Origin of the sequence: Alkalimonas mucilaginosa, assembly GCF_036327005.1 — a bacterium.
GTDB lineage: Bacteria > Pseudomonadota > Gammaproteobacteria > Enterobacterales > Alteromonadaceae > Alkalimonas > Alkalimonas mucilaginosa.
Genome location: NZ_JAUGZK010000008.1, coordinates 79,207 through 104,346 on the forward strand (window position 1 = coordinate 79,207; position 25,140 = coordinate 104,346).

24 protein-coding genes are annotated in these 25,140 nt (G+C 52.0%); 15 read left to right on the forward strand and 9 right to left on the reverse strand.

What is annotated here, in order from left to right; translation table 11 throughout:
• The 4 genes from QWF21_RS11820 to agaR all read right to left on the reverse strand — a co-directional run bounded on the left by QWF21_RS11820 (position 1) and on the right by agaR (position 4,703).
• The gene (locus tag QWF21_RS11820; protein ID WP_330088260.1) at positions 1–1,155 is read right to left on the reverse strand and encodes an SIS domain-containing protein; all 1,155 of its coding nucleotides are present in this window, start codon (positions 1,153–1,155) and stop codon (positions 1–3) included.
• On the reverse strand, positions 1,152–2,456 hold the full coding sequence (locus QWF21_RS11825; RefSeq protein WP_330088261.1) for a D-tagatose-bisphosphate aldolase, class II, non-catalytic subunit: 1,305 nt from the start codon (positions 2,454–2,456) through the stop codon (positions 1,152–1,154). The genes QWF21_RS11820 and QWF21_RS11825 overlap by 4 nt, the downstream gene beginning before the upstream one ends.
• Positions 2,457–2,536: 80 nt before the next feature.
• Entirely contained in the window at positions 2,537–3,907 is a 1,371-nt protein-coding gene (locus tag QWF21_RS11830) for a Gfo/Idh/MocA family oxidoreductase (RefSeq protein WP_330088262.1), read from the reverse strand.
• 13 nt (positions 3,908–3,920) lie between these two features.
• Positions 3,921–4,703, reverse strand: coding sequence for a transcriptional repressor AgaR (agaR, locus tag QWF21_RS11835; protein WP_330088263.1), 783 nt, complete (start codon positions 4,701–4,703; stop codon positions 3,921–3,923).
• Between the two features lie 318 nt (positions 4,704–5,021).
• Between agaR and QWF21_RS11840 the strand changes: the two genes are divergently transcribed.
• From QWF21_RS11840 to QWF21_RS11860, 5 genes are all read left to right on the forward strand, one after another.
• Positions 5,022–7,820, forward strand: coding sequence for a TonB-dependent receptor (locus tag QWF21_RS11840; protein ID WP_330088264.1), 2,799 nt, complete (start codon positions 5,022–5,024; stop codon positions 7,818–7,820).
• A 218-nt stretch (positions 7,821–8,038) separates the two neighbouring features.
• A complete protein-coding gene (locus QWF21_RS11845; protein WP_330088314.1) occupies positions 8,039–8,698 on the forward strand; it encodes an ABC transporter ATP-binding protein in 660 nt (219 codons plus the stop codon).
• Complete coding sequence (locus QWF21_RS11850; protein ID WP_330088265.1) at positions 8,698–11,052, forward strand: ABC transporter permease; 2,355 nt, start codon at positions 8,698–8,700, stop codon at positions 11,050–11,052. The genes QWF21_RS11845 and QWF21_RS11850 overlap by 1 nt, the downstream gene beginning before the upstream one ends.
• A gap of 4 nt (positions 11,053–11,056) precedes the next feature.
• A complete protein-coding gene (locus tag QWF21_RS11855; RefSeq protein WP_330088266.1) occupies positions 11,057–12,289 on the forward strand; it encodes an efflux RND transporter periplasmic adaptor subunit in 1,233 nt (410 codons plus the stop codon).
• A 67-nt stretch (positions 12,290–12,356) separates the two neighbouring features.
• Positions 12,357–12,683, forward strand: a complete 327-nt coding sequence (locus QWF21_RS11860; protein ID WP_330088267.1) for a TraR/DksA family transcriptional regulator — start codon at positions 12,357–12,359, stop codon at positions 12,681–12,683.
• Between the two features lie 8 nt (positions 12,684–12,691).
• Here QWF21_RS11860 and QWF21_RS11865 read toward each other — a convergent pair whose 3' ends face one another.
• On the reverse strand, positions 12,692–13,582 hold the full coding sequence (locus QWF21_RS11865; protein ID WP_330088268.1) for an MBL fold metallo-hydrolase: 891 nt from the start codon (positions 13,580–13,582) through the stop codon (positions 12,692–12,694).
• 111 nt (positions 13,583–13,693) lie between these two features.
• On the opposite strand from QWF21_RS11865, the gene QWF21_RS11870 reads away from it, so the two are divergent.
• The 6 genes from QWF21_RS11870 (at position 13,694) to QWF21_RS11895 (ending at position 18,054) form a co-directional block, all read left to right on the forward strand.
• The gene (locus QWF21_RS11870) at positions 13,694–14,443 is read left to right on the forward strand and encodes a sulfite exporter TauE/SafE family protein (RefSeq protein WP_330088269.1); all 750 of its coding nucleotides are present in this window, start codon (positions 13,694–13,696) and stop codon (positions 14,441–14,443) included.
• A gap of 16 nt (positions 14,444–14,459) precedes the next feature.
• Positions 14,460–14,861 (forward strand): rhodanese-like domain-containing protein, encoded by a 402-nt coding sequence (locus QWF21_RS11875; protein WP_330088270.1) that lies wholly within the window; start codon positions 14,460–14,462, stop codon positions 14,859–14,861.
• 9 nt (positions 14,862–14,870) lie between these two features.
• Positions 14,871–15,272, forward strand: a complete 402-nt coding sequence (locus tag QWF21_RS11880) for a YeeE/YedE family protein (RefSeq protein ID WP_330088271.1) — start codon at positions 14,871–14,873, stop codon at positions 15,270–15,272.
• A 10-nt stretch (positions 15,273–15,282) separates the two neighbouring features.
• Positions 15,283–15,696, forward strand: coding sequence for a DUF6691 family protein (locus QWF21_RS11885; RefSeq protein WP_330088272.1), 414 nt, complete (start codon positions 15,283–15,285; stop codon positions 15,694–15,696).
• A 79-nt stretch (positions 15,697–15,775) separates the two neighbouring features.
• A complete protein-coding gene (locus QWF21_RS11890) occupies positions 15,776–16,945 on the forward strand; it encodes a cation diffusion facilitator family transporter (protein WP_330088273.1) in 1,170 nt (389 codons plus the stop codon).
• 74 nt (positions 16,946–17,019) lie between these two features.
• Positions 17,020–18,054 carry a porin gene (locus QWF21_RS11895; RefSeq protein ID WP_330088274.1) on the forward strand — a complete coding sequence of 345 codons (1,035 nt, stop codon included), beginning with the start codon at positions 17,020–17,022 and terminating at the stop codon, positions 18,052–18,054.
• A gap of 7 nt (positions 18,055–18,061) precedes the next feature.
• Here QWF21_RS11895 and QWF21_RS11900 read toward each other — a convergent pair whose 3' ends face one another.
• Positions 18,062–18,640, reverse strand: a complete 579-nt coding sequence (locus tag QWF21_RS11900; protein ID WP_330088275.1) for a hypothetical protein — start codon at positions 18,638–18,640, stop codon at positions 18,062–18,064.
• Positions 18,641–18,776: 136 nt separating this feature from the next.
• On the opposite strand from QWF21_RS11900, the gene QWF21_RS11905 reads away from it, so the two are divergent.
• The 4 genes from QWF21_RS11905 (at position 18,777) to QWF21_RS11920 (ending at position 22,586) form a co-directional block, all read left to right on the forward strand.
• Positions 18,777–19,220, forward strand: coding sequence for a nucleoside deaminase (locus tag QWF21_RS11905; protein ID WP_330088276.1), 444 nt, complete (start codon positions 18,777–18,779; stop codon positions 19,218–19,220).
• 30 nt (positions 19,221–19,250) lie between these two features.
• Entirely contained in the window at positions 19,251–20,036 is a 786-nt protein-coding gene (locus QWF21_RS11910) for a substrate-binding periplasmic protein (RefSeq protein ID WP_330088277.1), read from the forward strand.
• Between the two features lie 103 nt (positions 20,037–20,139).
• A complete protein-coding gene (locus QWF21_RS11915; RefSeq protein ID WP_330088278.1) occupies positions 20,140–21,360 on the forward strand; it encodes a methyl-accepting chemotaxis protein in 1,221 nt (406 codons plus the stop codon).
• Between the two features lie 128 nt (positions 21,361–21,488).
• Positions 21,489–22,586, forward strand: coding sequence for a DUF3083 family protein (locus QWF21_RS11920; RefSeq protein ID WP_330088279.1), 1,098 nt, complete (start codon positions 21,489–21,491; stop codon positions 22,584–22,586).
• An 84-nt stretch (positions 22,587–22,670) separates the two neighbouring features.
• On the opposite strand, the gene hemN is transcribed toward QWF21_RS11920, so the two are convergent.
• From hemN to QWF21_RS11935, 3 genes are all read right to left on the reverse strand, one after another.
• Positions 22,671–24,029, reverse strand: coding sequence for an oxygen-independent coproporphyrinogen III oxidase (gene hemN, locus QWF21_RS11925; RefSeq protein ID WP_330088280.1), 1,359 nt, complete (start codon positions 24,027–24,029; stop codon positions 22,671–22,673).
• A gap of 83 nt (positions 24,030–24,112) precedes the next feature.
• Positions 24,113–24,724, reverse strand: a complete 612-nt coding sequence (locus QWF21_RS11930; protein WP_330088281.1) for an FMN-binding negative transcriptional regulator — start codon at positions 24,722–24,724, stop codon at positions 24,113–24,115.
• Between the two features lie 3 nt (positions 24,725–24,727).
• Positions 24,728–25,126: a GNAT family N-acetyltransferase gene (locus QWF21_RS11935; RefSeq protein WP_330088282.1), complete on the reverse strand. Its 399-nt coding sequence runs from the start codon at positions 25,124–25,126 to the stop codon at positions 24,728–24,730.
• Between the last annotated feature and the right edge of the window lie 14 nt (positions 25,127–25,140).

The window sequence follows — 25,140 nt, forward strand, 5'->3', positions numbered from 1 at the left end:
TTACCGCTCGAATAAAGGATAGATGGTCACGCCCTGCACCACCCGATTGACCAGGCCAGTCGGGCACGGATTATCCGGCGATATTCCAAGCTCAATGGCTTTGAAAAATGCCAACAACTGACCGCACAACGCATAAGGAAAGCAAAGCCAGCTATCATCATCTGGTAGTAAGCCAGTATCCAGCAACTCCGAACACAGTTGCACCGACAAGGCCTGCTGGTCTTGGCAAAGCTCCTGCTGCATATCCAGATCGTAGCGCCGACTGTATGGATCAAGTGCATCCAGCAGTACAATCTGAGTGCTCTGATTGACTAAAGATTTCGGGCCATGCCGAAAACCCAGGGACGTTTCATAAAAGCTTGGAATTTGGCCGGCCGTCAGCTCCAGATACTTCAAAGCCAACTCCCTTGCCACCGCCTTTAAGGGTCCGGAACCCAGGAAAACAATACGATCACAGCTGTGCGCCGATAAGCTTTTTAAGCGGGTTACACTGTGCTGCAAAAGATGCTGACTTAATGCAATCATCCGGCTTGCCTGCGCCTTGTCAGCACCAAACAACAGCATGGTAGCAAACAACATGCAGCTGTAACTGCTGGTCATGGCAAAGCTCTGATCGTTGGCTTCGGCAGGCATGAGCCAAAGCTGAGTAGCGGCATCATCTACAGCCATTTGAGCCAGTTTGCCATCGGCATTGCAACTGAGCACCAGATGGTGGCTGTCAGGGTGCAACTGACGCACCATCTGTGCAGCCGCCACACTCTCCGGGCTGTTGCCCGAGCGACCATACGATACCAGCAACACCGGCTGATCCCCTGCCAGATAAAGCTGTGGGTGACTGACCAAATCGGTGGTTGCCAGTGCCTGCACCTGAGCCTGACTTCCGAGTTGCTGTTGCAAATAAGGAGCCAGTGCCTCTCCGATGTAAGCAGAGGTACCGGCACCGGTCAAAATCAAGCGCAGCCCTGGCTGTTGCAGTACCTTAGTCAGCCAAGGTAACCAGCCCGCGGTTTCCTGCTCAAAACCATCAAGCAGAGTGCGCCATAACTCTGGCTGCTGACTAATTTCTTTCGCGGTCGCCTGGGCACCGGCCTGACGTAACTCAGCCTGCGATAATCCCAGCATCAAACCTGCATCGTGATTCAAAGCCGTTGTCATGACGATTGCTCCTGTTGGTAGCGCAAACCACAAGCACTGGCATAGCGTGCCAGTACTAATTGTATATGGCGAATCACCAGTTGCTCTGGATCATTCACCAGCTCACTCCCGGTCTCAGGCAACGCATGCTGCGGTAAAAACTGATGCAGAACTGGCTGACTGACTTCCAAGTGCCGTATATTGTCAAATAAACGCTGCACTGCCTGTTGCAGCTCAGGCTCAGGCCAATAGTAACGAATGCGATCGCTGTAGCTGTATAGCAGCAACTCCGACAGCCTGGTATCTTGCGCCTGGTAGAACTTTTGCCAGTAAGCAGGTTTAGCCTGCATCAGCTCAAGACACTTAGTTTGCAGTTGCGAGCACTCAGCAGCGGGCAATAGTTGCTGCTCCAGCTGTGCCAATGCAAATAATGCTTCACGCAACGCAAAGGTTAACTGTGGCCCAACCTTCAAAATAGCAAAGTGACCTTGCACCAGAGCGTGGTAAGCCGCTTCGGTTTGATAATCGGTAGAATGGGCTTCAAACACCAGACCTGGCTGGCTGGCAATAAATGCACTCAAAGCATTGGCTTTCTTAGCATCAAAGGCATGCACCCTGCTGTTATCAAACTCGACGCCAGGCTGCACCACCACAGCAATCACCCTAGACCAGACCTCAGCCGATAAACCCTGCCTGACAAAAGCTTGCTGATGAGCCAAAAGAGTCGCCTGCACACTGTCCAACGAGGTCGGCACAATACCCTGCTCCAGCTCAGATACGCCCCCTGGTGGTGGCACTTCAGTGCCAATCACATAACTCAGGCTCCCGGCTCGGTTGGTTCGAAGCGCATTTTCTTCAGCAACCTGACACAAACGTGCCGCCCGGCTGGCTATTAGTTGATCAGACAGCACAGGCGGATCATCGGCACAGCGCATGCTGGTATCCAGGTGAATTTTGGTAAAACCCGCAGCGACAAAAGCAGCAATCAGGTCTTCCGCCTTAAGCATTGCCTCTGCCGCCGGCAATTCCTGCCAGCAGACCGGCCCTAAGTGATCGCCACCAAACACCAGGTGTTCGGGATTGAAGCCAACCTCAGTAGCCAGTTGCTTTACAAAGGCAATAAAATCGGCCGGCAGCATGCCGGTGTAACCGCCAAACTGATTGACCTGATTGGCGGTGGCTTCAATCAGTAACAAGCTGTGATCCTGCTTCGCCTGGAGCAAAGCCGCTTTTAGGACCAGCGGGTGGGCGGAACATACGGAGTAAATTCCTTGCTGCTGGCCAGCCTTGTTGGCAGCAAAGATAGAGTGCAATGCGTGCATGCGATCCTCAAACTATGTAAAAAAGACCGGGGCAAGCCCCGGCTAAAAGGCAGAAAGGTGTGAGCAATAGGTTGTCTCTGCTAACTCACTATCCCAAGCGGCTGGCCACTTTGCCAGGCACCACGGGTAAAGTCAGGGATATCTTTCGAGTTACCGCGATCGGCCACCGATGCCACCGACAGTGGCAGAATCACTGACCAGGCAGCACCATCATACACATCCTGATCCAACGGCTCGCCATTGCGCAGGCAATAGATCATGCGCCAGCACATCAGAAAATCCATGCCACCATGGCCGCCCTGCTTTTCTGCTTCTTTGCCCATCCGGGTCCACAACGGGTGATCGTATTTTTGGTACCAATCTTCCATCTCATAATCCCAGTGATGAAAATCGAGCCGGCCGCCAGTTTCCAACGCAATACGATTGGGAAAGCCGGCAAAGACGCCATTGGTTCCCTGGATCAGATTGTGCCGGCTGTAAGGTCTCGGGGTTGTGGTGTCATGCTGCACCATGATGGTTCGGCCTTTTACCGTTTTGATGATGCTGGTATTGATATCCCCATGCACAAAGTTCAGTTGATTACGCGGATGATCGGCTGGAAATTCGCGCTTGGCATAAGCTGCCCGCCCCAGGGCTGGTGAGCTCATCGAAGTCAGGTAATCGAAGCGATCACCGCGATTAATGTTCATGTACTGTGATACGGGGCCAAGGCCATGGGTCGGATAAATATTGCCATTGTGGGTGGTATGGTAATGGGTGCGCCAGGAACCGGTTTTCCGATCCATTTGCTTCATTTGCCAGCGTAGTTCATGGATGTAAGCCGCTTCGCCATGCAACAGCTCACCAAACAGGCCCTGACGTACCATATTCAGCACCATCAGCTCGTCCCGACCGTAATTGACATTTTCCATCATCATGCAGTTGCGCTGGGTTTTCTCTGCGGTATCGACCAGATCCCACATTTCTGCCACAGTCAGCGCTAGCGGTACTTCAACAAAAGCATGCTTGCCGGCCAACATGCTGTCTTTGGCCATCGGATGGTGCCATTCCCAGGGGGTAGAAATAATGACGATATCGATGTCATCCCGCGCCAACATGTCCCGATACGCATAGGGGTGCTCACCATAGAGTGCTGGCTTTTCGCCACCCAGCGAGGTCACAATACCAGCCGCTCGCTCCAATACAATTGGGTCGGTATCACAGACTGCCGTCACCACAGCACCGTCGATATGGCAGAAATGGCGGACAAAACCCACACCACGCTCACCAACGCCTATCAACCCAACCCGAACCGTCTCCATTTTTGGGGCGACCAGACCCATCACGCTTTTGCCTTTTGCTGCAGGTGTATAGGCACCTCCTGCCTGACTGCTACTGCAGGCAGTCATAGCACCCAGGGCTGCGGTTGCCATGGTGGCTTTTAAAAACGATCGACGATTCAGTTTGGACATTGCCATGCTCCTGTTATTTATTTTGTTTGACCAGATGTAAACGCACACCCTGTCGCTCTAATGCCTGCACATACTCATCCGGAATGCCATCATCGGTAACCAGGGTATGGATCCGCTGAATGGGGCAAATGCGATGAAATGCCCGGGCATTGAATTTGGATGAGTCGGTTACCACTATGATTTCACTAGCGATTTCGCACATAATGCGATTAAGCACCGCCTCTTTTTCAAAATGTGTTGCCAGCCCGGTTTTCAGGTCAAAGCCATCAACACCCAGGATCAACTTGTTAAAGTGAAAATCCTGCAAACTCTTCTCAGCCAGATGGCCATAAAAGGACATCGATTTTTTCCGCAGCACACCGCCGGTCAACATCACCTGAACGTCGTCTGCTTGAGCAAGCTCCAACCCGATATTCAAACCATTGGTCATCACTACCAGGTTTTTCCGATCGACCAGGTTGGCTGCAACTTCTTGTGTGGTAGTGCCGGAATCCAATAAAATTTGCTCGTTATCGCCGACCAATTGAGCAGTTGCTTTACCCAGCAACTGCTTTAACGCATGGCGGTGGTGGCTCTTCTCTTTCAGTGACAACTCCCGACTTAGTTGCGAGTTGACCATAGCGCCACCACGGGAACGTACCAGCATTTTTTTACGATCCAATATCCCCAGATCGTTACGAATAGTCACTTCCGATACTTGAAAACGATCGGATAACTCTTTGACCGATACCTTGCCCTGCTCTTGCGTTAACCGCACAATTTGCTGTTGCCGCTCAATCGTATTTAATCCACTCATATCAACGTTGCTCTTAGTTTCCTGCCTAAATTTAACCTTAAGATAACACCTCAGTTGATACTTTCAAATGCTTACGAAAAATACGAGCCAACAAATTACGGTCCCCCGCTCTACCAGCAGCCTTTTATAGATGTACCAGCCACCAAAAAGAAAAGCAAGCAATATTTTTTTTTGCCTTCGGTATTGATCGCTGAGCAAAAAACAGGCTATAAGAATAACATCGAAACAAAATACACCTTTCGATATGTTTCGAATAAAGATTTATTGCAGTGATTCAAAAGACAAGAGCGCACAATAACGAACACAGGGGAACACATCATGATACAACGCTCATTTATACCTACACCTGTCGCGCTGGCGCTGGCCAGTTTCTTCAGTATGCAAACACCTGCTTTACTGGCCGGACAGCAACAAAATACAGAAGAGGAGGTTGAGCGCATTCAGGTTAGCGGTATCCGCGGCAGTATTAGCGAGTCGCATTTTTTAAAGCAACACGCCACCAGTGTGATTGATGTGGTGGTGGCTGATGATATTGGTAAATTTCCGGATGAGAATTTAGCTGAAGCCTTGCAACGCATTCCAGGGATTACCATCACCCGCAACAGTGGCGAAGGCCAGAATATCTCGGTGCGGGGTTTAAGTGGCAATTACAACAGCACCACCCTGAATGGCAGGAAACTGGCATCCGAGTTTGCTGGCAGGGACTTCAATTTTGACACCATCGCCTCCGAATTGGTCAATGTGCTAAGCGTGTATAAATCGCCCGAAGCCAGGTTGATTGATGGCGGCATTGGCGCAGTGATTGATATTGAAACCCGCAAACCATTAGCTCTGGATGGTCGTACCGTGGCCGCTTCGGTCAAAGGCATTCATGAATCCCGCTCCGGTGATATTCATCCGCATGCCTCCTTTATTCTTGGCGATAAAACGGCCGATAACCGCTTGGGGGCGTTATTCTCACTGGTTTACTCACGTAAAACCCTACGTGCTGATACCTACAGGGCCTCAGGCTTTGAGGATGAAGATGAGGACGCCTTCCTCAATGTGGATATGAATGGCGATGGCGTCATCAGCGATGACGAACGTTTTCCATCTCAAATCCCCATGTACATGTATTTTGCCAATGCACAGGATGTGCGCACCCGCATCGGTGGCTCACTGGCCTTGCAGTGGCAACCCAGTGATCGGTTGGATCTGAATCTGGATGCTCTGTACTCGCGATATACTACCGATGGCAGCTTCTACGAGATAGGTTTTGTGAATTACGACGAGGACTGGACGCCCAGTACCCCCATCTTTACTGAGCCGGGCTTTGATGAACTGGGAAGGGTCAATAAAATCCGCCAGACCGGCCCCGAGACCATGGTGGAACTATTAAACCGCACCACCCCCCGACACAGCGATACCTGGCAATTAGGCACCAATGCCCGTTATTACCTGAATGATGAATGGACGTTGGAAGCAGATGCAGCCTATTCGGAAGCCCGGAACAAAAACAATGGCGACAATCGTTTTATTGTTGCCCGTGGTTTTGTTGATGCCATTGATATTGATTACAGCAGCGGCAACATGCTGCCCGATGTGGTGATTGAGCCAGGTCTGACCGCCGATCAGCAGTATGGTGCGCATTACAGTTTGAGTTCTGGCACTGGGGTAAAAGATACCGTTACCGATCTAAAGCTCATTACGCAATACCAACCCTTTGGCAGTCGATTAACCCGACTGGATGCAGGTCTGACCTACCTACGTCAATCCAAGCAACAAGATGGATTTCGTTCCAGAAATCCAAGCCAGTTTAGCCGCGGAGGCTTCTTTTTAGAGCGGGATGGTTACGCATTTGACAACAGTACCGTATTTCAAAGAGGAGCTTTTGAGCTATTTGAAATCCCCTCTTATGTCTTTCGCCCTGCCAATTTTGATAACTTTTTAAAAGGCGAGAACAGCATCACGCCAAACCCTTGGCCAAGTTTTGATTACGACGATTTGGTAGACTATTACCGCAGTATCAATGCCGATGCTGCCAATGCCGGCATCGTTGCCAGTGTAGTGCCACAAGACAGTTACAAAGTAACTGAAGCGGTTAGCGCTGTCTATCTGCAAGCCGATTTTGAAAGTGAACTATCAAACCTGCCTTTTGTGTTAAACCTGGGGCTACGGGCCAGCAGAACGGCTGTCGATGCATCAGGCTTTGGCTACGATTTTAGTTTCATTGAACTGGATCCAGCGACTGGAGAGCCGGTAAATAATGACTGGCAAGATGAGGTGGTGAGTGTAGGCTACAGCGGCAACTACTCCAATGTGTTACCGAGCATGAATTTCCGGCTCCAGTTAACGGATAGTTTGCAGCTTCGGGCTTCAGCTGCAGAGGTACTAAGCCGGCCAAGCCTCAGCTACCTTCGTCCATGGGCTGAGGCCAACTTCACCAGCCGTGAGCAGGGCTTACCAGTGCTGACCCGTGGTAATGCCAGTGTTAAACCTGAGCGGGCTCGTCAGGGCGATTTGGTGCTTGGTTGGTACTTTGCCGAAGCCAGTGCATTGAATGTGGGTGTTTTCTATAAGGATATTCTGTCCTTTATCAGCTCTGAGGGTAAGAGAGGCGTAGTTGAAGGTATTGAGTACTTAATTTACGAGCCGGTAAGTGGTGATTATGGCGCCTCAGTGCGTGGTTATGAACTGGCCTGGCAGCAATCCTTTGCTGATGTTTTGCCGGCACCTTTCGATGGACTGGGCTTTTTGCTTAATTACACTTATGTCGACAGCAACTACGAAGACCCAGAGCTAAAAGCTGCCGGCCTGCCCTTTCAAGACATGTCGAAAAATTCCTACAACGCTGTGCTTTATTACGAGCAGTATGGCCTGCAAGCACGACTGGCTTATAACTGGCGTAGCAAGTACCTGTTAAACCCGGATGCCTGGGGTGGACCTGCCTGGCATGCTGCCTACGGGCAGCTGGATGCCAGCCTGAGCTACGACATCAACGACAAGGTCACGGTGTTTGCCGAAGCCTCCAACATCACCAACAACCGCGCCTGGCACTACATCGACCGGGACGATCAAGTGGCCTACCTGGAGCGCTTTGGAACCCAACTTTCATTGGGGATCCGAGCCTATTTCTAAAGATAGCGCCGTCTAAATCATACTCCCATTGGGCGCAGCTACAGCGCCCTTTTTGATCCAAAAAATACCAGATCATCCAGCTTGCTGTAGATCAAGCCAATTCGCATCAGGCTGTGCCATACTAAGCTATTGCTTTTTCATAAGGAAATGTGGTGTCTGTCACAACCGAACGCAAAGAGCCGGTTTTTTCTGCCCATCAGCTAACCCGTCATTACCAGATGGGGGATGTGCTGATCCAGGCGCTGCGTGGGGTCGATCTGGAGCTGTACCGCGGTGAGTTTGTGGTACTGTTAGGCGCCTCCGGCTCTGGTAAATCGACCTTACTCAATATTCTGGGTGGGCTGGATACGGCCAGCTCTGGTGAGCTGCGGTATGGCAATACGGTATTAAGCCAGGCCGATGACAAAGCATTAACCCGCTATCGTCGCGAACAGGTCGGCTTTGTGTTTCAGTTTTACAACCTGATCCCCAGTTTGACCGCGCTGGAAAATGTTGCCTTAGTCACCGACATCAGCTCCAATCCGATGTCGCCGCACGAAGCTCTGGCGATGGTGGATCTGACTGAGCGCAGCGGTCACTTCCCGTCACAACTCTCCGGTGGTGAACAGCAGCGGGTGGCGATTGCCCGCGCTATTGCCAAAAAGCCCAGGGTACTGCTGTGCGATGAGCCAACCGGAGCGCTCGACTCCAAAACCGGCAGCAAGGTGATGGCAGTACTGCATCAGATTAATCAGCAATTGGGTACCACCACCCTGGTGATCACCCACAACGAAGCCATTGCCGCTATGGCGGATCGGGTTATTCGATTAAAAGACGGGCAAATTGTCGATATTCAGCACAACCCTGCTCCCAAATCCGCCTCGGAGCTCAGCTGGTAATGCAGGCCCTGCAACAAAAGCTATGGCGCGACTTACTGGCGATGAAAGGTCAGATCCTGGCCATCGCAGCGGTGATTGGTGCCGGCGTTATGGTGCTGTTCCTGGCGGTCACCACCCTGGATATGCTGGAGCGGGCGCAACAACGCTTTTACCAGCAGGCCCATTTTGGCGATGTCTTTGTCGATTTGACCAGAGCGCCAGAGCACTTGTTCCCTCAATTGCAACGGCTACCCGGAGTGCAACAGGTGCAAAGCTCGGTACGGGCCCCGGTGCGGCTGGAGGTGGCCGGTTTTGAGGCTCCAATCCGGGGCCTGATGCTGTCACTGCCGGAGCAAGGCCTGCCGCGTTTGAATCAACTGGTGTTGCTGCATGGACACTTTCCGGCCGAAGCCAATGAAGTCGCCATCACCGAGCCCTTTGCCAACGCCCATCAGTTGCAACCCGGCGATACCATCACCGCCGTGATTCAGGGGCGCTTGCAGCGCCTGCAAGTCAGCGCCATCGTGCTGTCGCCTGAGTTTATTTATCAACTGGGTCCGGCCGACTTGCTGCCGGACTACCAGCGCTTTGGTGTGCTTTGGATGCAGCGACGGGCGCTGGCCCATGCTTTTCAGATGGATGGCGCGTTCAATCATTTGAGTGTTAGCCTGCAGCGTGGCGCCAATCCACTGCCGGTGCTGGATGCACTGGATCTGGTATTGGCGCCTTATGGCAGCCGGGGCAGTTACCTAAGAGCCGAGCAAGCCTCGCATCGCTTTTTAACCGAGGAATTGGAGCAGCTTAGCGTGATGGCCTGGGTACTGCCGCTGTTGTTCCTTGGCGTGGCTGCTTTCCTGCTCAATGTGCTGATTGGCCGACTGGTGCGCAATCAATTGCAGCAAATTGCGGTGCTAAAAGCTTTTGGCTACAGCCACAGTGCTTTGCTACTGCATTACCTGCAACTGGCCTGCGTGATTGTAGTGCTTGGAGTGATCACTGGCATCGGCTTAGGGCTTTGGGCAGCCACTGGCCTGGCTGAGCTCTATGCCGCTTACTTTCATTTTCCCGAGATGGAGTTGCGGGTACAACTGCGCCACCTGGCTCTGGCCTTATTGGTGGCATTGTTGGCCGCCATGGTTGGCGTATTTAGTGTGCTACAACAAGTCGCCAGACTGCAGCCCGCAGCAGCTATGCGCCCGGCTGTCCCCCCGCAATTTCATCAAGGCCTGGCAGAGCAGCTGTTGCTGCGCCCCTGGCTGGGCCAGCTAAACCGCATCATTGTGCGCAACCTGCTGCGTTACCCCGGCCGTAGCCTGCTATCGGTGTTGGGGATAGCGCTGTCCTCAGCCTTGCTGTTGGTCGGTAGTTTTCAGTTTCATGCCCTCAATGCTTTACTGGATATCCAGTACCGCCACATTCTGCAAATGGACACCCAACTGATGCTCACCGAAGCCAGTCCGGAACGGGTACTGGCCGAAATCAGGGCTGAACCCGGGGTACTGGCCGCTGAAGCCTTTCGCATGGTACCGGTGCGACTGCACCATCAACGCACCTCCTACCGCACCGTGCTGCAAGGACTGGAAGCCAGGCCTCAACTAAGGCAACTGCTCGACCAGGAACTAACACCGATAGAACTGCCCGCAGAAGGCCTGGTATTAACCCGGTACCTGGCCGACTACCTCGGGCTCAAACCCGGTGATAGTGTGCAGGCAGAACTAATGGAAGGCGCCAACCGCTTGGTGGAGCTGCCACTGGCTGCTGTGGTGGATGAGCCGGTTGGGGTCAGTGGCTACATGGAGCGCAGAGCTTTAAACCGCTTATTGCAGGAAGGCCCTGCTATTTCCGGCGTCTGGTTACTGACCGATCCGCTTAAGCGCACTGAATTGCAACAGCGCCTGCAGCAGCGCCCCAAGATTGCCGGTATTAGTCAGATGGCTGATATTGAGCAGCAGCTGAGGAATTACATTGCCGATACCCTGCTTGGGATGATGGCTATCCTGCTGCTGATGGCAGGCTCCATCACCTTTGCGGTGATCTACAACAATGCCCGCATTGCGCTGGCTGAGCGCTCACGTGAGTTGGCAACCTTGCGGGTGCTGGGGTTCGAGCGCTATCAGGTCGGCTGGGTGCTGGCCGGTGAAGTACTACTGCTGACCCTGCTAGCGATCCCTTTGGGTTGGCTGCTGGGTACCGGTTTCGCCTGGTCGTTGCAACAGGCGCTGACCATGGATCTGTTTCGCTTACCCTTTGTGCTGGAGCCAGCCAGCTTTGCGCTGGCAGCATTGGGTGTATTGGTAGCAACGGTTTTGTCACTTAGCCTGATGCTCAGGCGTTTTCAGCAACTGGATATGATTTCGGCTTTAAAAACGGAGTAACCTCATGATCATCCGAACCAAACACTGGTTTCTGTGTTTACTAGCCGCCGCGGTGATGCTGGCGCTGTTGCTGGCCCTTCGGCCTGCTGCTGTGCAGGTGTCGATCAGCGAGATACAAAGCGGCTATTTTGCAGAAACTCTGGCCGATGAAGGCAAAACCCGGCTACGTGATACCTACACCATTTCGGCACCAATAGACGGCTACCTGCATCGGGTCGAATTTGAGCCGGGCGATGCTGTGCAGGCCGGTCAGCCGCTACTCACCCTGGAGCCTGCTCCAACACCGGCACTGGATGCACGCAGCCTGGAGCAGGCCAGAGAGCAGCTTTCTGCCGCCAAAGCCAGGTTGCTGGCCGCTGAAGCCAGTTTTGACAGCAGTGAGCAAGAGCGCCGTTACGCTGAGCAGGAATACCAACGTCATCAAGGCCTGCAGCAACAAGGCGTGATATCTGCCACTCAGCTGGAGCGACTGCGCCACGAATGGCAGCGCGCCCAAGCCGGTGAACGTATGGCCAGGGCAGCCATGGATGTCGCCCGCTACGAAGTGGAAAATGCCCGTGCCCTATTGGCCATTACCGATGGCAGCCGCAGTGGCGATGAACGTGTGTTGCAGGTGCTGGCACCGGTTAGCGGCCTGGTACTGCAGCGCCACCGCTGCTGCGAAGGTGTCATAATGGCCGGCGTGCCGGTGCTCACCCTTGGCGACTTGCATCAGTTGGAAGTTCAGGTCGATTTGCTATCGGCCGATGCAGTGCGGGTCCGTCCTGGTATGACGGTGCACCTGGAGCGCTGGGGGGGTGATAGCACCCTGCAGGGACTGGTCCGACGGGTGGAGCCAGCCGGTTTTACCCGCGTGTCGGCGCTGGGCGTGGATGAGCAGCGTGTGCCGGTACTGGTAAGCATTGAATCGAACCCTGAGCTGTGGCAGCAATTGGGCGAAGGCTACCGGGTAGAAGCCCGCTTTGTCCTCTGGCAAGGCGATGATGTGCTCAGCCTGCCCACCAGTGCTTTATTCCGTGAGCAGCGCAACGATGCCGGACAAACGAATGAGCAACCGGGCTGGGCGGTGTTCGTTGCCAAAAACGGCAAAGCAGAGTTACGATTTGTCGAGATTGGCCGTCGTAGCGGACTGGTGACACAACTGGAGTCTGGCCTTACAGCCGGTGAGCTGGTGATCACTCATCCACCGACAAGTCTGCAATCCGGTGATCGCATTCAGTACTCGCGCAGTCATTGAGACAGATCAAGCTCATACAGATAAAATCCACTACACTACGCTTTTAGCATAACCACAGGAGAGTACGATGCCTCTGCAAAAACTAAAGCAAGAGTTACTGCAACGCAAAATGAAGCTCGAACGTCAGATTGCTGCCATCGAACACGACTTTCGCCAGGGCCGCAGTTCCGATCTGGCCGAGCAAGCGCAAGTGCGAGAGAATGATGACGTACTCACTGCCCTTGAACTTAAAGCCGAGCAGGAGCTGCAACACATCGATCGTGCCTTGACCCGGATGGAACAAGGCAGCTATGACCGCTGCTCAGTGTGCCAGGATGTTATCGCTATCGAGCGGCTAAGCGCCATCCCTTACACTACTCTTTGCATCAGCTGTGCAAATCGTCAAAGCCAATAGCCTTCGGCTCAGTCAAGCTGAGCCGTGCCTTTCAGTGGGATCTTGATGTAAGCCGTGCCATTGCCTTCTTTTGATGGCAACTGCCCCGCACGGATATTCACCTGCACCGAAGGATAAATCAGCCGCGGCACGGCCAGAGTGGCATCGCGTGCCGTACGCTTTTGCACAAAATCCTGTTGCGGTGTTTGCGCCGCAACATGAATATTTTGCTGCTTTTGCTCCCCCACCGTGGTTTTGTAACGCAGTTCACGGCCATTGGGCTGGTAATCGTGGCACATGTACATCGGGGTCTCATCCGGCAATTGATACAACCGCTGAATGGATTGATAGAGCACAGCCGCATCGCCGCCCGGAAAATCGCAACGTGCCGTGCCTGCATCCGGCATAAACAAGGAGTCACCGACAAAAAGATGACCGGCTATCAGATAGCTGACGCTATCGTTGGTGTGCCCCGGTGTGTTGATCACCCGTCCGGTCAGAGCGCCAATCTGGAAAGTCTCGTCATCATGGAACAAATGATCAAAGCACTCCCCCCTGGCAGTCAGCTCCTCGTCGCCAATATTAAACACCACCTTAAAGGTCTGCTGCACCTTGCGAATGCCTTCACCAATACCGACCCGAGCGCCGGTTTTTTGCCGCAGGTAATGCGCAGCCGATAAATGATCGGCATGGGCATGAGTTTCTAAAATCCATTGCAGCTTTAGCTCATGCTGATTCAGGTAAGCCAATACCTGATCGGCACTGCGGGTATCGACTGCGCCGGCAGCGGCATCGTAATCGAGCACAGGATCAATCAATGCCGCCACTTTACTGCTCTTATCCACCAGCAAATAGCTGAAAGTACTGCTATCGTTATCAAAAAACATCTCAATGTGCATCGGCTGCTGTTGCGTGGTCATCGGGGCACCTCTTTTAAATTAGATTTCACTAAATAGTGATTGCATCATAGCTGAGCACAGTTTAAAATGCAATTCAGTTATATACATATTCTTTTTTGGAATATAAAAATTATGTTAGCACTCTTAGGCGCACTCATTATAGGTCTTAGTCTTGGTTTATTTGGCTCAGGCGGCTCAATCCTGACCGTCCCGGTGCTGTTGTACCTGTTAGGCATGCCGGCAGAGTTAGCCATTGCTTCATCCTTGCTTATCGTCGCAGCCATCAGTGCTTTTGGCTCTTTTCACAATGGTTTTAAGCGACTCATCAGTTGGCGTCATGTCTTTTGGTTTGGTATCCCGGGTATGTTTGGAACCTATCTGGGGGCATGGGCCGGGACTATGGTCGACAGCCGTTGGCAGTTGCTGGTGTTTGCCCTCTTGATGATCGTCGCTGCTTTCTTTATGTGGCGCAGCCAATTGAAAGATACCGCCAACCAACTCGCTTTTAACAAGGCCAAAGTCCTGGCTGATGGCCTGGTGGTAGGGGCAGTGACTGGCTTTGTCGGCGTCGGTGGTGGCTTTCTTATCGTGCCGGCATTGGTGCTAATGGGCGGCTTACCCATCGTCATTGGGGTTGCCACCAGTCTGGTGGTGATCGCCTTAAAATCCTTTGTCGGCTTTGCCAAATACTATGTGGTCTTTACCGGCCAGGGGTTAAGTTTTGATTGGACCGTCATTGCTCTAATGATCGTGGCAGGTATTGCCGGCAGTTATTTAGGGGCCTGGATAGGCCGCCGTTTACCTAAAGAAAAACTGCAGAAGGGTTTTGCGGTATTTTTAGCCGTTATGGCAGTGGTTGTCGTAACGCAGTCCGTTATCTAACAACTTGGAGATACAGATGAAAACAGCACAACAATTGGTAGCAGAAGCCAAAGCAGGCATAAAGGAAGTCAACCTTGATCAGCTTTCAAATTACCTGAACACACATCCTGAACCCAGATTGATTGATGTGCGTGAGCCAGCAGAGTTTGCTCAGGGCCATATTGCGGGGGCGGTCAATTATCCCCGAGGTGTGCTTGAAATGCAGTTGGCCAACCACCCAGCCGTCGCAGCCAGTGGCTGCGCTGCTGATGTCGCACTGGAGCAACTGGCTGCAGAGCCACTGTATCTAATTTGCCGCTCTGGTGCACGATCCGCTCTGGCAACAGAGTCACTGCAACGCATGGGCTTTTCAAAGGTGTACTCCGTTGCACCGGGCATGCAGGGCTGGCTGGACGCCCAATTGCCTATCGTGAAATAAGAGGTAATCATGGAAAACTTTACTCCGCTATCCGCTTTGATTGGTGGCACCTTTATTGGCTTGGGAGCCTTATTGCTGATGGCCGCTCTTGGCAGAATTGCCGGGATTTCCGGCATTGCCAGCCAGGCCATTTTCCAAAAGCAAGACCGTAGCTGGCGGCTGGCTTTTGTTGCCGGCTTGCTGCTAGGGCCTTTGCTGGTGGCACTGGTTATCAGCGATTTTAGTTTCAGCACCCCTGAGCTAGGCCCTCGAACTCTGATTGCCGGCTTGCTGGTTGGGTTGGGCACCGCATGGGGCAGTGGTTGCACCTCGGGGCACGGCGTTTGCGGCATTGGCCGTTTCTCGCCGCGCTCCATTACTGCCACCCTGGTGTTTATGGCGGTTGGCGTTTTTGTCGCCAGTTTGTTTTAAGGAGTCCACCATGCAACTCATCATCGCTTTTGTCGCCGGTTTGTTGATGTCCATCGGCATCGCCGTCTCCATGATGATCGATCCGGCCAAAGTACTGGCCTTTTTAGATCTGTCCGGCAACTGGGATCCCAGTTTAGCCCTGGTGATGGCGGCAGCCCTCACGGTGTACAGTGTTGGCTTTCGCCTGGTTCGCGGCAAACCGGCGCCTTTGCTGGCAGAAAAATTTCAACTGCCAAGCGCCACCAAGCTCGATAAACCTATCCTGATTGGTGCGGCGGTATTTGGTCTTGGCTGGGGCCTGGTCGGTTATTGCCCGGGACCGGCGTTAGCGGCTTTAAGTGCAGGCAGCCCTGCTACTCTGGCTTTTGTAGCCACTATGATTGCAGGCTGGTATCTGGCAAGAAAATGGCCATTGCCTCATTAACACTTAGGGTGCATCTTGACGCGAGGTAATTTGGTGGCTAACACTGAAGGCATCGGTCTCGTTATAGTGGCGCACTGACATGAGGGATTCACATACTGATGCAACATCCCTGCAGCAGGATACAGCTCATGCCAGCAAAGTAACGCTGGTCGGTGCGCTGTTTGATGCGCTTCTTGGCGTAGTGAAAATCATCACCGGCCTGCTTGGCCACTCTGCTGCCCTGATTGCTGATGGTGTGCACTCTTTGTCGGATCTGGCGACCGATGTAGTGGTGCTTATCAGCATCCGGTTAGGTGGCCGGGCGCCTGATCAAAACCACCCTTTTGGCCATCGCCGTATTGAAACCCTGGGTACAGTGATCCTTGGCTTGATGCTGCTGGCCATTGCCCTTGGGCTGATCTGGCAAAATGCCTTGTTCCTGTGGCAAGGCCAGGACAGCACAGTACCTACCTGGCCAGTATTGCTGGTGGCAGGGCTTTCTTTTAGCATCAAAGAAGGGCTGTACTGGTATACCATCAAGGCAGCTCATGCTTTGCACTCAGAGCTGCTGAACGCCAATGCCTGGCATAGCCGAAGCGATGCGTTCTCTTCCATCGTGGTGCTGCTCGGTGCCGGCGGTGCCATGCTGGGTGTCTGGTGGCTGGATGCAGTTGCTGCTGTGCTGGTGGCCGTATTGATTGGCATGATCAGCTTGCAGTTGCTAGCGGGCAGCCTGGCAGAGCTAATAGATACCGCCATCCCCGAGCAACAGCAACAAAGCTACCGTCAGTTGATTGTACAAACAGACGGGATCCACGCCATCAACTCCCTGCGCAGCCGAACCAGTGGTGGCAAGGTCCTGCTGGAACTAAAACTGGAAGTTGCGCCACGACTTACTGCTTCCGAAGCACACTTGCTGGGTACTCAGGTTAAACAGCAGCTGCAGCAACAATTCCCCGAAATCGGCGATATCCTGGTCCACATCAATAGCTCTGCTTCAGAGGTGTCATCATCGCTACAAGCTTTGAATATCCGGCCAGCTTTAACCCGGGCTATCGACCAACTACTGCACTCCTACCAACTTAACAGCAATGATGTTGAACTGAACCTTTACTATCAGAGCCCCATTCAGGTCGATATCTTGCTTAACGCAAAGGCCCAACAGGCACTCCATGATGTCCCTCAGCAACAGCTCGAACAGCAATTGCAGTTGCTCTGGCCAATAGCCAAGACCTTGAATATCCGCTTTTATCTACTCAAGACCAGCTAGCTATCTGTTTTATCTTTGATTTTCTCCCCTAAGCGAACTACCATTATGACAAAAATATGACGGATCACTTTTCCATGAAAAAACACCTTCTCCTTGGCTGCCTGGCAGTCAGTAGCATCCTTTTACTGCCCCCTGCTCAAGCCACTGAGTTTGGCATCTACGGCCGGGCGCACCTGTCGGTTGATCAGTTGGACAATGGCAACGACAATGGCCTGAATATATCCAGCAATGCCAGCCGTTTTGGCATTCGCGGCTCGCATCAGGTGCAGGACAATCTGACTGTGTTGTTGCAAATCGAAAGCCTGATCCGCCTCGATGAAGGCAGTGGTGATTGGGCCTCGCGCAACAGCTTTTTAGGATTACAGGGCGATTTCGGCCTGGTTCGGGCCGGATTTTTTGATACTCCCTTGAAAAACGTACGCAGCCGCACCGATTTGTTTGGTGATCAGGTAGGTGATGCCCGCAACATCGTTCGGGGTGGCGGAGTCGATTTAGACCGGCGCTTTCGCAACGGCCTGCATTATCAAACCCCTGCTTTTCAGCAATTGACCTTCGATCTGCACTACTCCACCCATGATCGCACCGGCAGCACCAGTGACAATAAAGACGATGCCATCAGTAGCTCAGTCACCTTTGATAACAAAGCGCTAATGCTGATGCTGGCTTACGAGCGGCGCAACCGGCCGGACAATAGCGCACTGAGCGGTTTTCGTGCTGGCGCCAGTTATCGCCTGAGCGAACAATGGCGGCTGACGGCCTTTTGGCAAAGCAGTGAAAACTTCGCTGGTGGCAACAGAGATGCTTACGGCATCGGGGCTGCTTATCGTATCAATGACGCCTACAGCGTGAAAGCTCAGCTTTATCATGCCGGCAACGCCGATGCTGACAACAGCAGAGCCACCATGCTGGCATTAGGTCTAGACCGGCGCTTTGGCCGCCAGCTCACGCTTTATGCAGCAGCGGCCTTCACCAACAACGCCGACAATGCCAACTTTAATGTATCGGCCGGAGGCGGCCATGGTAAGCAACTGGCCATTGAACCTGGCCAGGATCCCTATGCACTGTCACTGGGCGTGATTTACAATTTTTCGGCCAACTTCGGTAGCTAATGCTCTTTTACTGATGCCCCCAGGGTGCCGGGGGCAGTCTATCCAAGGGTTTGCTTAAATCAAAGTCCAACCGCCAGGTCCAGTTATCGCCACTAAAAGTACCGTAGGTATAGCGCACACCAGGAACGATTTCGATTCGCCAACCAAGCGCTGAGCCATCGTCAGCAGTGCGTTCAGTAAATAAGAACTGTTGTTGCTCCGGTGTGCCTCGCCCTATCGATAAACCACCATACATGGTATTGCTTTCATCAGGCTCACCACTGCTTAACCGGTGATCATGACGCAGTTCCAACTGACCATCCCGCCAACTGTAACGCCAGGTACGGGAGCGATCCCAACTGCCATCGACCGAACCAATATGAAATGGCAGTGCCAGTAATTCACTGGAGCACTCACGAAAGTGCACAATCAGGCGTTCATTACCCTCCAGCAAATCCGGCCGGTCATCCCGGGCTACTACGCGCCGCCCTTCATAAGCCTGACCGCAGTGTTGCGCCATATGCAACCAAAACTGTGCTGCAGCTTCGTTCTGCGTTGCTACAGCAGGTGTCGCTGCCCCGATAACTAATGCCAGTATCCACTCCATCTGTTTATGCCTTTTCTGCTAGCTCATACTCTGATGCAATCTACCACAGCTGGTATGTTCAACAAAACTGCTCTCGCGGCAAAGCAGAAAAGCAACTATGCTAAATCACAGGCATTCATAAAAAGTCGGGGTAACGATGACAGATCTTTTTATGCAAGCAGCTATTGATGAAGCAAAAAAAGGCTTGGCTGCAGGAGGTATTCCCATCGGTTCCGTATTGGTGATCGATAATAAGATTGTAAGCCGTGGCCATAACCAACGGGTGCAGCAAGGCAGTGCCATCTTGCATGCTGAGATGCACTGCCTGGAGCAAGCAGGCCGTCTATCGCCAGCCGATTACAAAAAAGCGACACTCTATTCTACCTTATCCCCTTGCGATATGTGCAGTGGTACAGCCTTGCTATACGGTATTCCGAATATAGTGGTGGGTGAAAACAAAACTTTTCAGGGACCGGAAGATTACATTCGCAGCCGTGGGGTAAAGTTAACTATATTACAGAATGCAGAATGCATCCAACTGATGGAAGACTTTATTGCCAGTTCACCGGAACTATGGTACGAAGATATAGGCAAGGAATGAATTAGCTTTCGCTGTTAAAAGGAATCGATCATGCGGTCTGTTGTGATTTCTACGTTAATTGTCCTGGTCACTTTCTTTAATCAGGCGTCTGCAACAACTCTGGTGCGCGTTGGTGGCTACCCATTTCCTCCTTATATCGAGCTAGAGCATGGGCTGGCTAAAGGCTTCACCGTGGATTTAATCCTTCAGCTTAACCGCCTGCAACAGGACTACCGCTTTGAGTTGGTACTCACAACGCCCATACGGCGTCATCAGGACTATCAACAAGGCCTGTACGATGCAATTTTCTTTGAAGATCCGAGCTGGGGTTGGATTCAACGCAACATAAGCATTGATCATTCACCGCCCTTTGCCAAAGATGATGAAGTTTTTATTGCACTTAGCAGTAAAGCCAGCACTCAGTCCTGGTTTGACGATCTTACCGATAAAACCGTTGCCGGAATTCTAGGTTATCATTATCGGCTAGCCAACTATGAAACCGCCCCTGATATAATAGCTAGCAACTATCAAATGACCTTGGTCAACGATCATCAGGCCAGTATCGAGCTGGTGTTGAAGCAGCGCACCGATACAGCCATCGTGACCCGTTCTTTTTTACATCAGTATTTAATGGCTAACCAACAGAATGCCAGGAAAATCATCGTTTCCGAACGGGTTGATCAAAGTTACCAGCATCAGTTGTTGATCAATCCCGAACATGATCTTGCCATAGAAACACTGTACCAATGGGTTTACCGCATACTGCAGCAAGAACCGTTTAGCAATGAGTTCCGCCGATTTGGTTTGGAGTTATTGCCGGAAGTGACTTCCAATTAATAGCCGCAAAAAAGCAACGAAAACCTGTGCTGAAACAATAGTCAGCAGCAGCAGTTATGCTATGCTGCATTTATTCGATTCGTAACTGATGCATGGAAAAGCTATGGGGAGTTTTGCCAAAGTGTATAACTTTATTGAACAAACTTTCTTCTATACTCTCACTCGTAAAATCATCGGCAACATTGGTTTTTTGGCGCTCTTCTTTGCGCTGACCCTCTATCTGGCTTACCCGGCGGATGATGCGGCTACCACGGGGTGGTGGCTTTTGTTGCTGCTGGGTTCGGCAGCCTTTATCTTCACCATTTTCTATTTACATCACTTAATCGTTCGGCCAGTACATGCTCTGGTATCCGCTTTGCAGGAAACCAACAGTAAAGGAACAGATTTGAACCACCGACTGCCGGCTTTTACCCACGACGAGTTTCGAACCTTGTCTGAGCAGTACAATCAGTTTGTTAATCAACTGGGGCAGTTATTGGGTGATATTCATCAGGAAGCTAAACGCACCCATGAAACCAATGAGCAAGTATCCAAAGCTGTTCGCACCACACGCAGTCACTTGCAGGATACGGAGAAGCGTAGCCATCAGATCCGCGGCGAAAGTGATCAGGTACTGGAGTACTTGTCTGACATCGTTCAGCACGGTGATCAAATGAGTGAAGTAGCATCAGTGACAGTAAAAAGTGCACAGGGCGCCAGCAGTCAGATGCAACAGCTGTCGGGTCAGTTAGCTAGTATCGTCAAACTGCTGGATACCTTTGGTCAGACCATCAATGGTCTGCATCAAAATGCTGAGAACGTACGGCAAATTCTGGTGATGGTAGAGAACTTTTCCGACCAAACCAACTTACTGGCGCTTAATGCTGCCATAGAGGCGGCACGAGCCGGTGAGGCTGGCCGTGGCTTTGCCGTGGTAGCTGATGAAGTACGCACACTGGCGGCCAAGGTCAACGATGCCACCCGGCAAATATCAGGCTTTTTAAACGATATGGAGCGGCTGGTACAGGAAACCCGAACCGAATCGGAAAGTCTGCACCAGCAAGCCAAAGATGCCCAACAGCAAACTGGGGTAACCAGCCACGAATTTGTTAATTTACAACAGCAGTTGGCCGATGCCAAAAACCGGGTGCACAGTATCAATGACACCGTAGGGGCACTGGAAAAACGTTACCAGCAAACCCATAAGCACTTATCAGCTATTGAGCATGTGACCAATGAAGCCAATGTGCAGATGACTTCTATTGATGATGCCGCCAAAGCTTTGTTGGATGGAACGGCCCGAACACAGCAACAACTGGGACGCTTTGCACGGAGCAGCCATTAACCTCGGCTGGTGTACCTGTTTGGTGTACCAGCTACTATCTTTGTGAAAAATCAACAAAAAATGAAAGTCCAGCTGATTAAATTTTGCTACACTAACCAGCAATTAAGGACAGCTTTAACGGGGGAGTTATGCCGGTCAGCAGCCAACACAAAGTTTATATTCCAACCAGCTCCAGGGACAACCAATATCTGCTAGCAGAGTTCAGCCTGACAGATGCAATTTTGGCGCGCTTTGGCGCCCCAATGGTTGATAGTCCCGAGCCTTTCAAAGAATTTTACCTGCAATTGAGTAAGATTTTTTTCGAACTGGCCGATCAAGCAGGTTTACGCAATGTCCACCTGATTGCCAATGGCAAAACGCCGGTGGTGCGTTTTCATACCGAAGCCTATACCCTGCAAACCGCCGAACAAATTCTGTTTTTCTACAACCCGGCCTACCATGAAGCGCAAAATAGCTTCTTTAACCCGGCGGAAAAAGCCCGTAAGATCTCCTTACTATTTATGGCAACAGATGCAAACATTCGTGCCAACGCAGCAGATTTTCACAATAAAGTTCGCGCCTTGTTGCAACGCTTTAGCGATGAAATTAACAGCCCAGAGCTCGCCATCAAAGTTCGCGACCACCAACACCTAACGTACGACTTATTTGCTAAGCAAAAAGGTGTCAAAGAAAGTTATGGCTACAAACTTCGCTCTTTGGATGCGCGCTACAAAGCCCGCCATTGTGAACTACCGGCTGAGCACAGTGCCCTGACTTATGCCATTATTAACTTGCCACTTAGCCGCTATATCAAAGAGCAAGTCACCATTGATGCTAAATCTGATCGTCCTTACACTGAGTTGTACCAGTTGATTCAGGACCAGTTTGTTGAAGCCACCAGCCTGAATAAACTGACCCACAGAGCTGTGCTGGCCAATGGCTTGCTGCCACTGGTTCGTAACAGCAAGTTTGATAAAATGAGTACCGGCAAAGAATTGCAGATGATTGGTTTTGATACCAGCATCAGCGAAGGGCAACTGATTGCTGACTGGGATGATAGCAACTTGGTTGAATCCGCTCAGTTTATTATCTTTGCAACCAAAGACGATTACACCGATATGGGTTATGGACGCTTTATGAATCAGGTCGAAACCGCCCTGCGCCGCTTTGCCAAAGGCGTTAATCTGAATCCGGAGCGAGATGATCTGGTAGTGCGTTTTCATCAGCACATCAGTTATCATCTGTAAGTCGCTGCAACTACGCATAAAGCCACCGCGAGGTGGCTTTATTGTTTGGCTTACACCATTCTTGGTATTAAACCACTCTTTGTATTAAACCACTTTGGAATAACGCTGCTGGCCCTGCTGTAAATACACATCAAAGGCGCTGCAAATGCTGCGCACCCATAGCCGACCTGCATCGGCTATCTTAATGCCTGTCGGGCTTAACTCAACCAGACCATCCTCGATAAAGGGGGCCAGCTTTTGCAAGCTATCAGCAAAGTATTGGTCAAAATCAAGCTGCCACTGCTGTGCAAAAGCCGCAGTATCGAGTTCAAAATGACAGATCAGCTGTGCGATTAATTCCGCACGAATGCAGTCATCTTTGGACAAGACAAAACCTTTGGCCAGAGGTAACTGCCTAGCTTCAATCGCCTGATAGTAATCCGGCAAATCTTTTTCATGTTGCCACAGCACACCATCCACCTGACTAATCGAAGAAACGCCAAGGCCCAGCAGCGCATTCTGACCATGGGTGGTATAGCCCTGAAAATTACGTTGCAACCGCCCTGCCCGCTGCGCTTTGGCCAGGCCATCTTCAGGCTTGGCAAAGTGATCCATGCCAATAAACTGATAACCAGCTTGGCTAAAAGTGGCGATGCCTTGCTGCAACAAAGCCAGCTTGGCTTCAGCGCCTGGCAAGGCGGCCTCCGGCAACTTGCGCTGCGCAGCAAAGCGCGCTGGCAAGTGGGCATAACTAAATAAAGACACCCGATCCGGCTCCAACGCCACCACCTGATCCAACGTCTGCTGAAACGAAGCCGCCTGCTGGTAAGGCAAACCATAGACCAAATCAAGATTAATGGAGCTAAAGCCAAGTGCTTTGGCCGCTTGCACCAGCTGACGAATTAAATCGGCATCCTGTACCCGGTTGATGGTGATTTGCACCTGCTGATCAAAATCCTGCACGCCAAAACTGACCCGATTAAAGCCCAACTGGCGTAGGTGCGCCAGTTTTTCCAGGCTGCAACTGCGCGGGTCTATTTCAATACTGAGCTCATCCAGCGCTGTACAATCGAAGTACTGATGAAACAGCTGCATTAACCGGCTTAACTGCTGCTCGGTTAGAAAAGTCGGGGTGCCGCCGCCTAAATGAATCTGGCCAATGGGCCGGTGCGCTACCAAGGGCTGATACATGGCCATTTCCTGCTCCAGTGCATCCAGATAACGATCCGCCTTGTGCTGATGCCGGGTAACCACCTTGTTGCAGCCACAGTAGTAACAGAGCTGATGGCAAAACGGCAGATGCAGATAAAGGCTCAGTTCACCGGCCGATGCCAGCAAGGTGTCGCGCACTTGTTGGCTATCAAAGGGCGCCTGCAGTGCCAGCGCCGTCGGGTACGAGGTGTAGCGTGGGCCATGGATGTTGTATTTGGCAATCAAAGCTGGATCCCACTGGATACTGGGCATAGGAACTCTCAAAGCAATGAACTCTGCGCTTAGTCTAACGAAACCACAGCAACAGGCCTTGATCTGACGCAACAAGCGACCACTTAGCCAACGCCAAGTTGCCAGTTGGTCATCAAGGCCGCCAGAGCCTGTGCCTGATGCGATTCACTCAGCTGCAAGGCAGTCAACACCCCTTGCTGATCCTCGGCTGAGCGCTGTTGCCCCAGCTTTAACTTGCCTGTCAGCTGCTCTATCGGCACCTGGATCCCGACAATGGCCCTGGCCAGTTGCTCGCGGTACTGGGCTGGCATCTTCGCCAATGCCGCCGGCTCAGACTCATAACTGACCACCTGCTCCTCCAGCATTGCCAACGTTTCCTCTGGCTCCAGCAACTGTGCCTTGCCCTGCACATGCGCCACCGCATAATTCCAGGTCGGCACCGCCAGCTTGCTTTGATACCAGCCCGGTGAAATGTAGGCATGGGGGCCGGTAAAATTAATCAGCACCTGCTGGCCGTTAAGGGCTTTGGCATGCGGATTTTGCCGGGCCAGATGACCATAGAGCACCCCTTGCTCGCCTTGCTGCCGCTTCAGTAACCAGGGTAGATGACTGCAAAAAAATGGCTGGCTCACCAGGCAGCCAAAAGCATGCTGTTCGATAAAATCATGCAAAGCGTCCGTGCTGGCAAACGCCATGGCTTTGGGGCAATACAGCATGGGCTACTCCTTACGGCCAATGGCAAAGGCATTGCTAAGCGGCTGAAAACCTACCTTCGGGTAATAAGCCATGGCCGAAGGGGCACTTAAGAGCAATTGCTGCACTTCAGGCCCGGTGATGCGCTGCACTTCTGCCAGTAACTGCCGCCCTACCCCTTGCTGCTGATAATCTTTGGCTACCAGCAAATCGGCAATATACACCACCCAGCTGTAATCGGTTAAACAGCGAGCCAGCCCGAGCAACTGGCCGTCCCGCCTGGCGGTAACGATCAGATTGGCATGCTGTAGCATCCGCTGCATCCGCTTCGGTTGCTCTAGCGGCCGGGCGATGCCGGAGCTTTGATACAGCGCTATGACTTCATCAAGATCAAGCTGTGTTTCGATAGCAAAGGTTAAAATCATCAATCTCTCCTGTT

Excerpts from the sequence above, each read along its gene's own strand:
- QWF21_RS11820 (WP_330088260.1), bottom strand. The coding sequence starts at position 1,155 with ATGACAACGGCTTTGAATCACGATGCAGGTTTGATGCTGGGATTATCG.
- QWF21_RS11825 (WP_330088261.1), bottom strand. The coding sequence starts at position 2,456 with ATGCACGCATTGCACTCTATCTTTGCTGCCAACAAGGCTGGCCAGCAG.
- QWF21_RS11830 (WP_330088262.1), bottom strand. The coding sequence starts at position 3,907 with ATGTCCAAACTGAATCGTCGATCGTTTTTAAAAGCCACCATGGCAACC.
- agaR (WP_330088263.1), bottom strand. The coding sequence starts at position 4,703 with ATGAGTGGATTAAATACGATTGAGCGGCAACAGCAAATTGTGCGGTTA.
- QWF21_RS11840 (WP_330088264.1), top strand. The coding sequence starts at position 5,022 with ATGATACAACGCTCATTTATACCTACACCTGTCGCGCTGGCGCTGGCC.
- QWF21_RS11845 (WP_330088314.1), top strand. The coding sequence starts at position 8,039 with ATGGGGGATGTGCTGATCCAGGCGCTGCGTGGGGTCGATCTGGAGCTG.
- QWF21_RS11850 (WP_330088265.1), top strand. The coding sequence starts at position 8,698 with ATGCAGGCCCTGCAACAAAAGCTATGGCGCGACTTACTGGCGATGAAA.
- QWF21_RS11855 (WP_330088266.1), top strand. The coding sequence starts at position 11,057 with ATGATCATCCGAACCAAACACTGGTTTCTGTGTTTACTAGCCGCCGCG.
- QWF21_RS11860 (WP_330088267.1), top strand. The coding sequence starts at position 12,357 with ATGCCTCTGCAAAAACTAAAGCAAGAGTTACTGCAACGCAAAATGAAG.
- QWF21_RS11865 (WP_330088268.1), bottom strand. The coding sequence starts at position 13,582 with ATGACCACGCAACAGCAGCCGATGCACATTGAGATGTTTTTTGATAAC.
- QWF21_RS11870 (WP_330088269.1), top strand. The coding sequence starts at position 13,694 with ATGTTAGCACTCTTAGGCGCACTCATTATAGGTCTTAGTCTTGGTTTA.
- QWF21_RS11875 (WP_330088270.1), top strand. The coding sequence starts at position 14,460 with ATGAAAACAGCACAACAATTGGTAGCAGAAGCCAAAGCAGGCATAAAG.
- QWF21_RS11880 (WP_330088271.1), top strand. The coding sequence starts at position 14,871 with ATGGAAAACTTTACTCCGCTATCCGCTTTGATTGGTGGCACCTTTATT.
- QWF21_RS11885 (WP_330088272.1), top strand. The coding sequence starts at position 15,283 with ATGCAACTCATCATCGCTTTTGTCGCCGGTTTGTTGATGTCCATCGGC.
- QWF21_RS11890 (WP_330088273.1), top strand. The coding sequence starts at position 15,776 with ATGAGGGATTCACATACTGATGCAACATCCCTGCAGCAGGATACAGCT.
- QWF21_RS11895 (WP_330088274.1), top strand. The coding sequence starts at position 17,020 with ATGAAAAAACACCTTCTCCTTGGCTGCCTGGCAGTCAGTAGCATCCTT.
- QWF21_RS11900 (WP_330088275.1), bottom strand. The coding sequence starts at position 18,640 with ATGGAGTGGATACTGGCATTAGTTATCGGGGCAGCGACACCTGCTGTA.
- QWF21_RS11905 (WP_330088276.1), top strand. The coding sequence starts at position 18,777 with ATGACAGATCTTTTTATGCAAGCAGCTATTGATGAAGCAAAAAAAGGC.
- QWF21_RS11910 (WP_330088277.1), top strand. The coding sequence starts at position 19,251 with ATGCGGTCTGTTGTGATTTCTACGTTAATTGTCCTGGTCACTTTCTTT.
- QWF21_RS11915 (WP_330088278.1), top strand. The coding sequence starts at position 20,140 with ATGGGGAGTTTTGCCAAAGTGTATAACTTTATTGAACAAACTTTCTTC.
- QWF21_RS11920 (WP_330088279.1), top strand. The coding sequence starts at position 21,489 with ATGCCGGTCAGCAGCCAACACAAAGTTTATATTCCAACCAGCTCCAGG.
- hemN (WP_330088280.1), bottom strand. The coding sequence starts at position 24,029 with ATGCCCAGTATCCAGTGGGATCCAGCTTTGATTGCCAAATACAACATC.
- QWF21_RS11930 (WP_330088281.1), bottom strand. The coding sequence starts at position 24,724 with ATGCTGTATTGCCCCAAAGCCATGGCGTTTGCCAGCACGGACGCTTTG.
- QWF21_RS11935 (WP_330088282.1), bottom strand. The coding sequence starts at position 25,126 with ATGATTTTAACCTTTGCTATCGAAACACAGCTTGATCTTGATGAAGTC.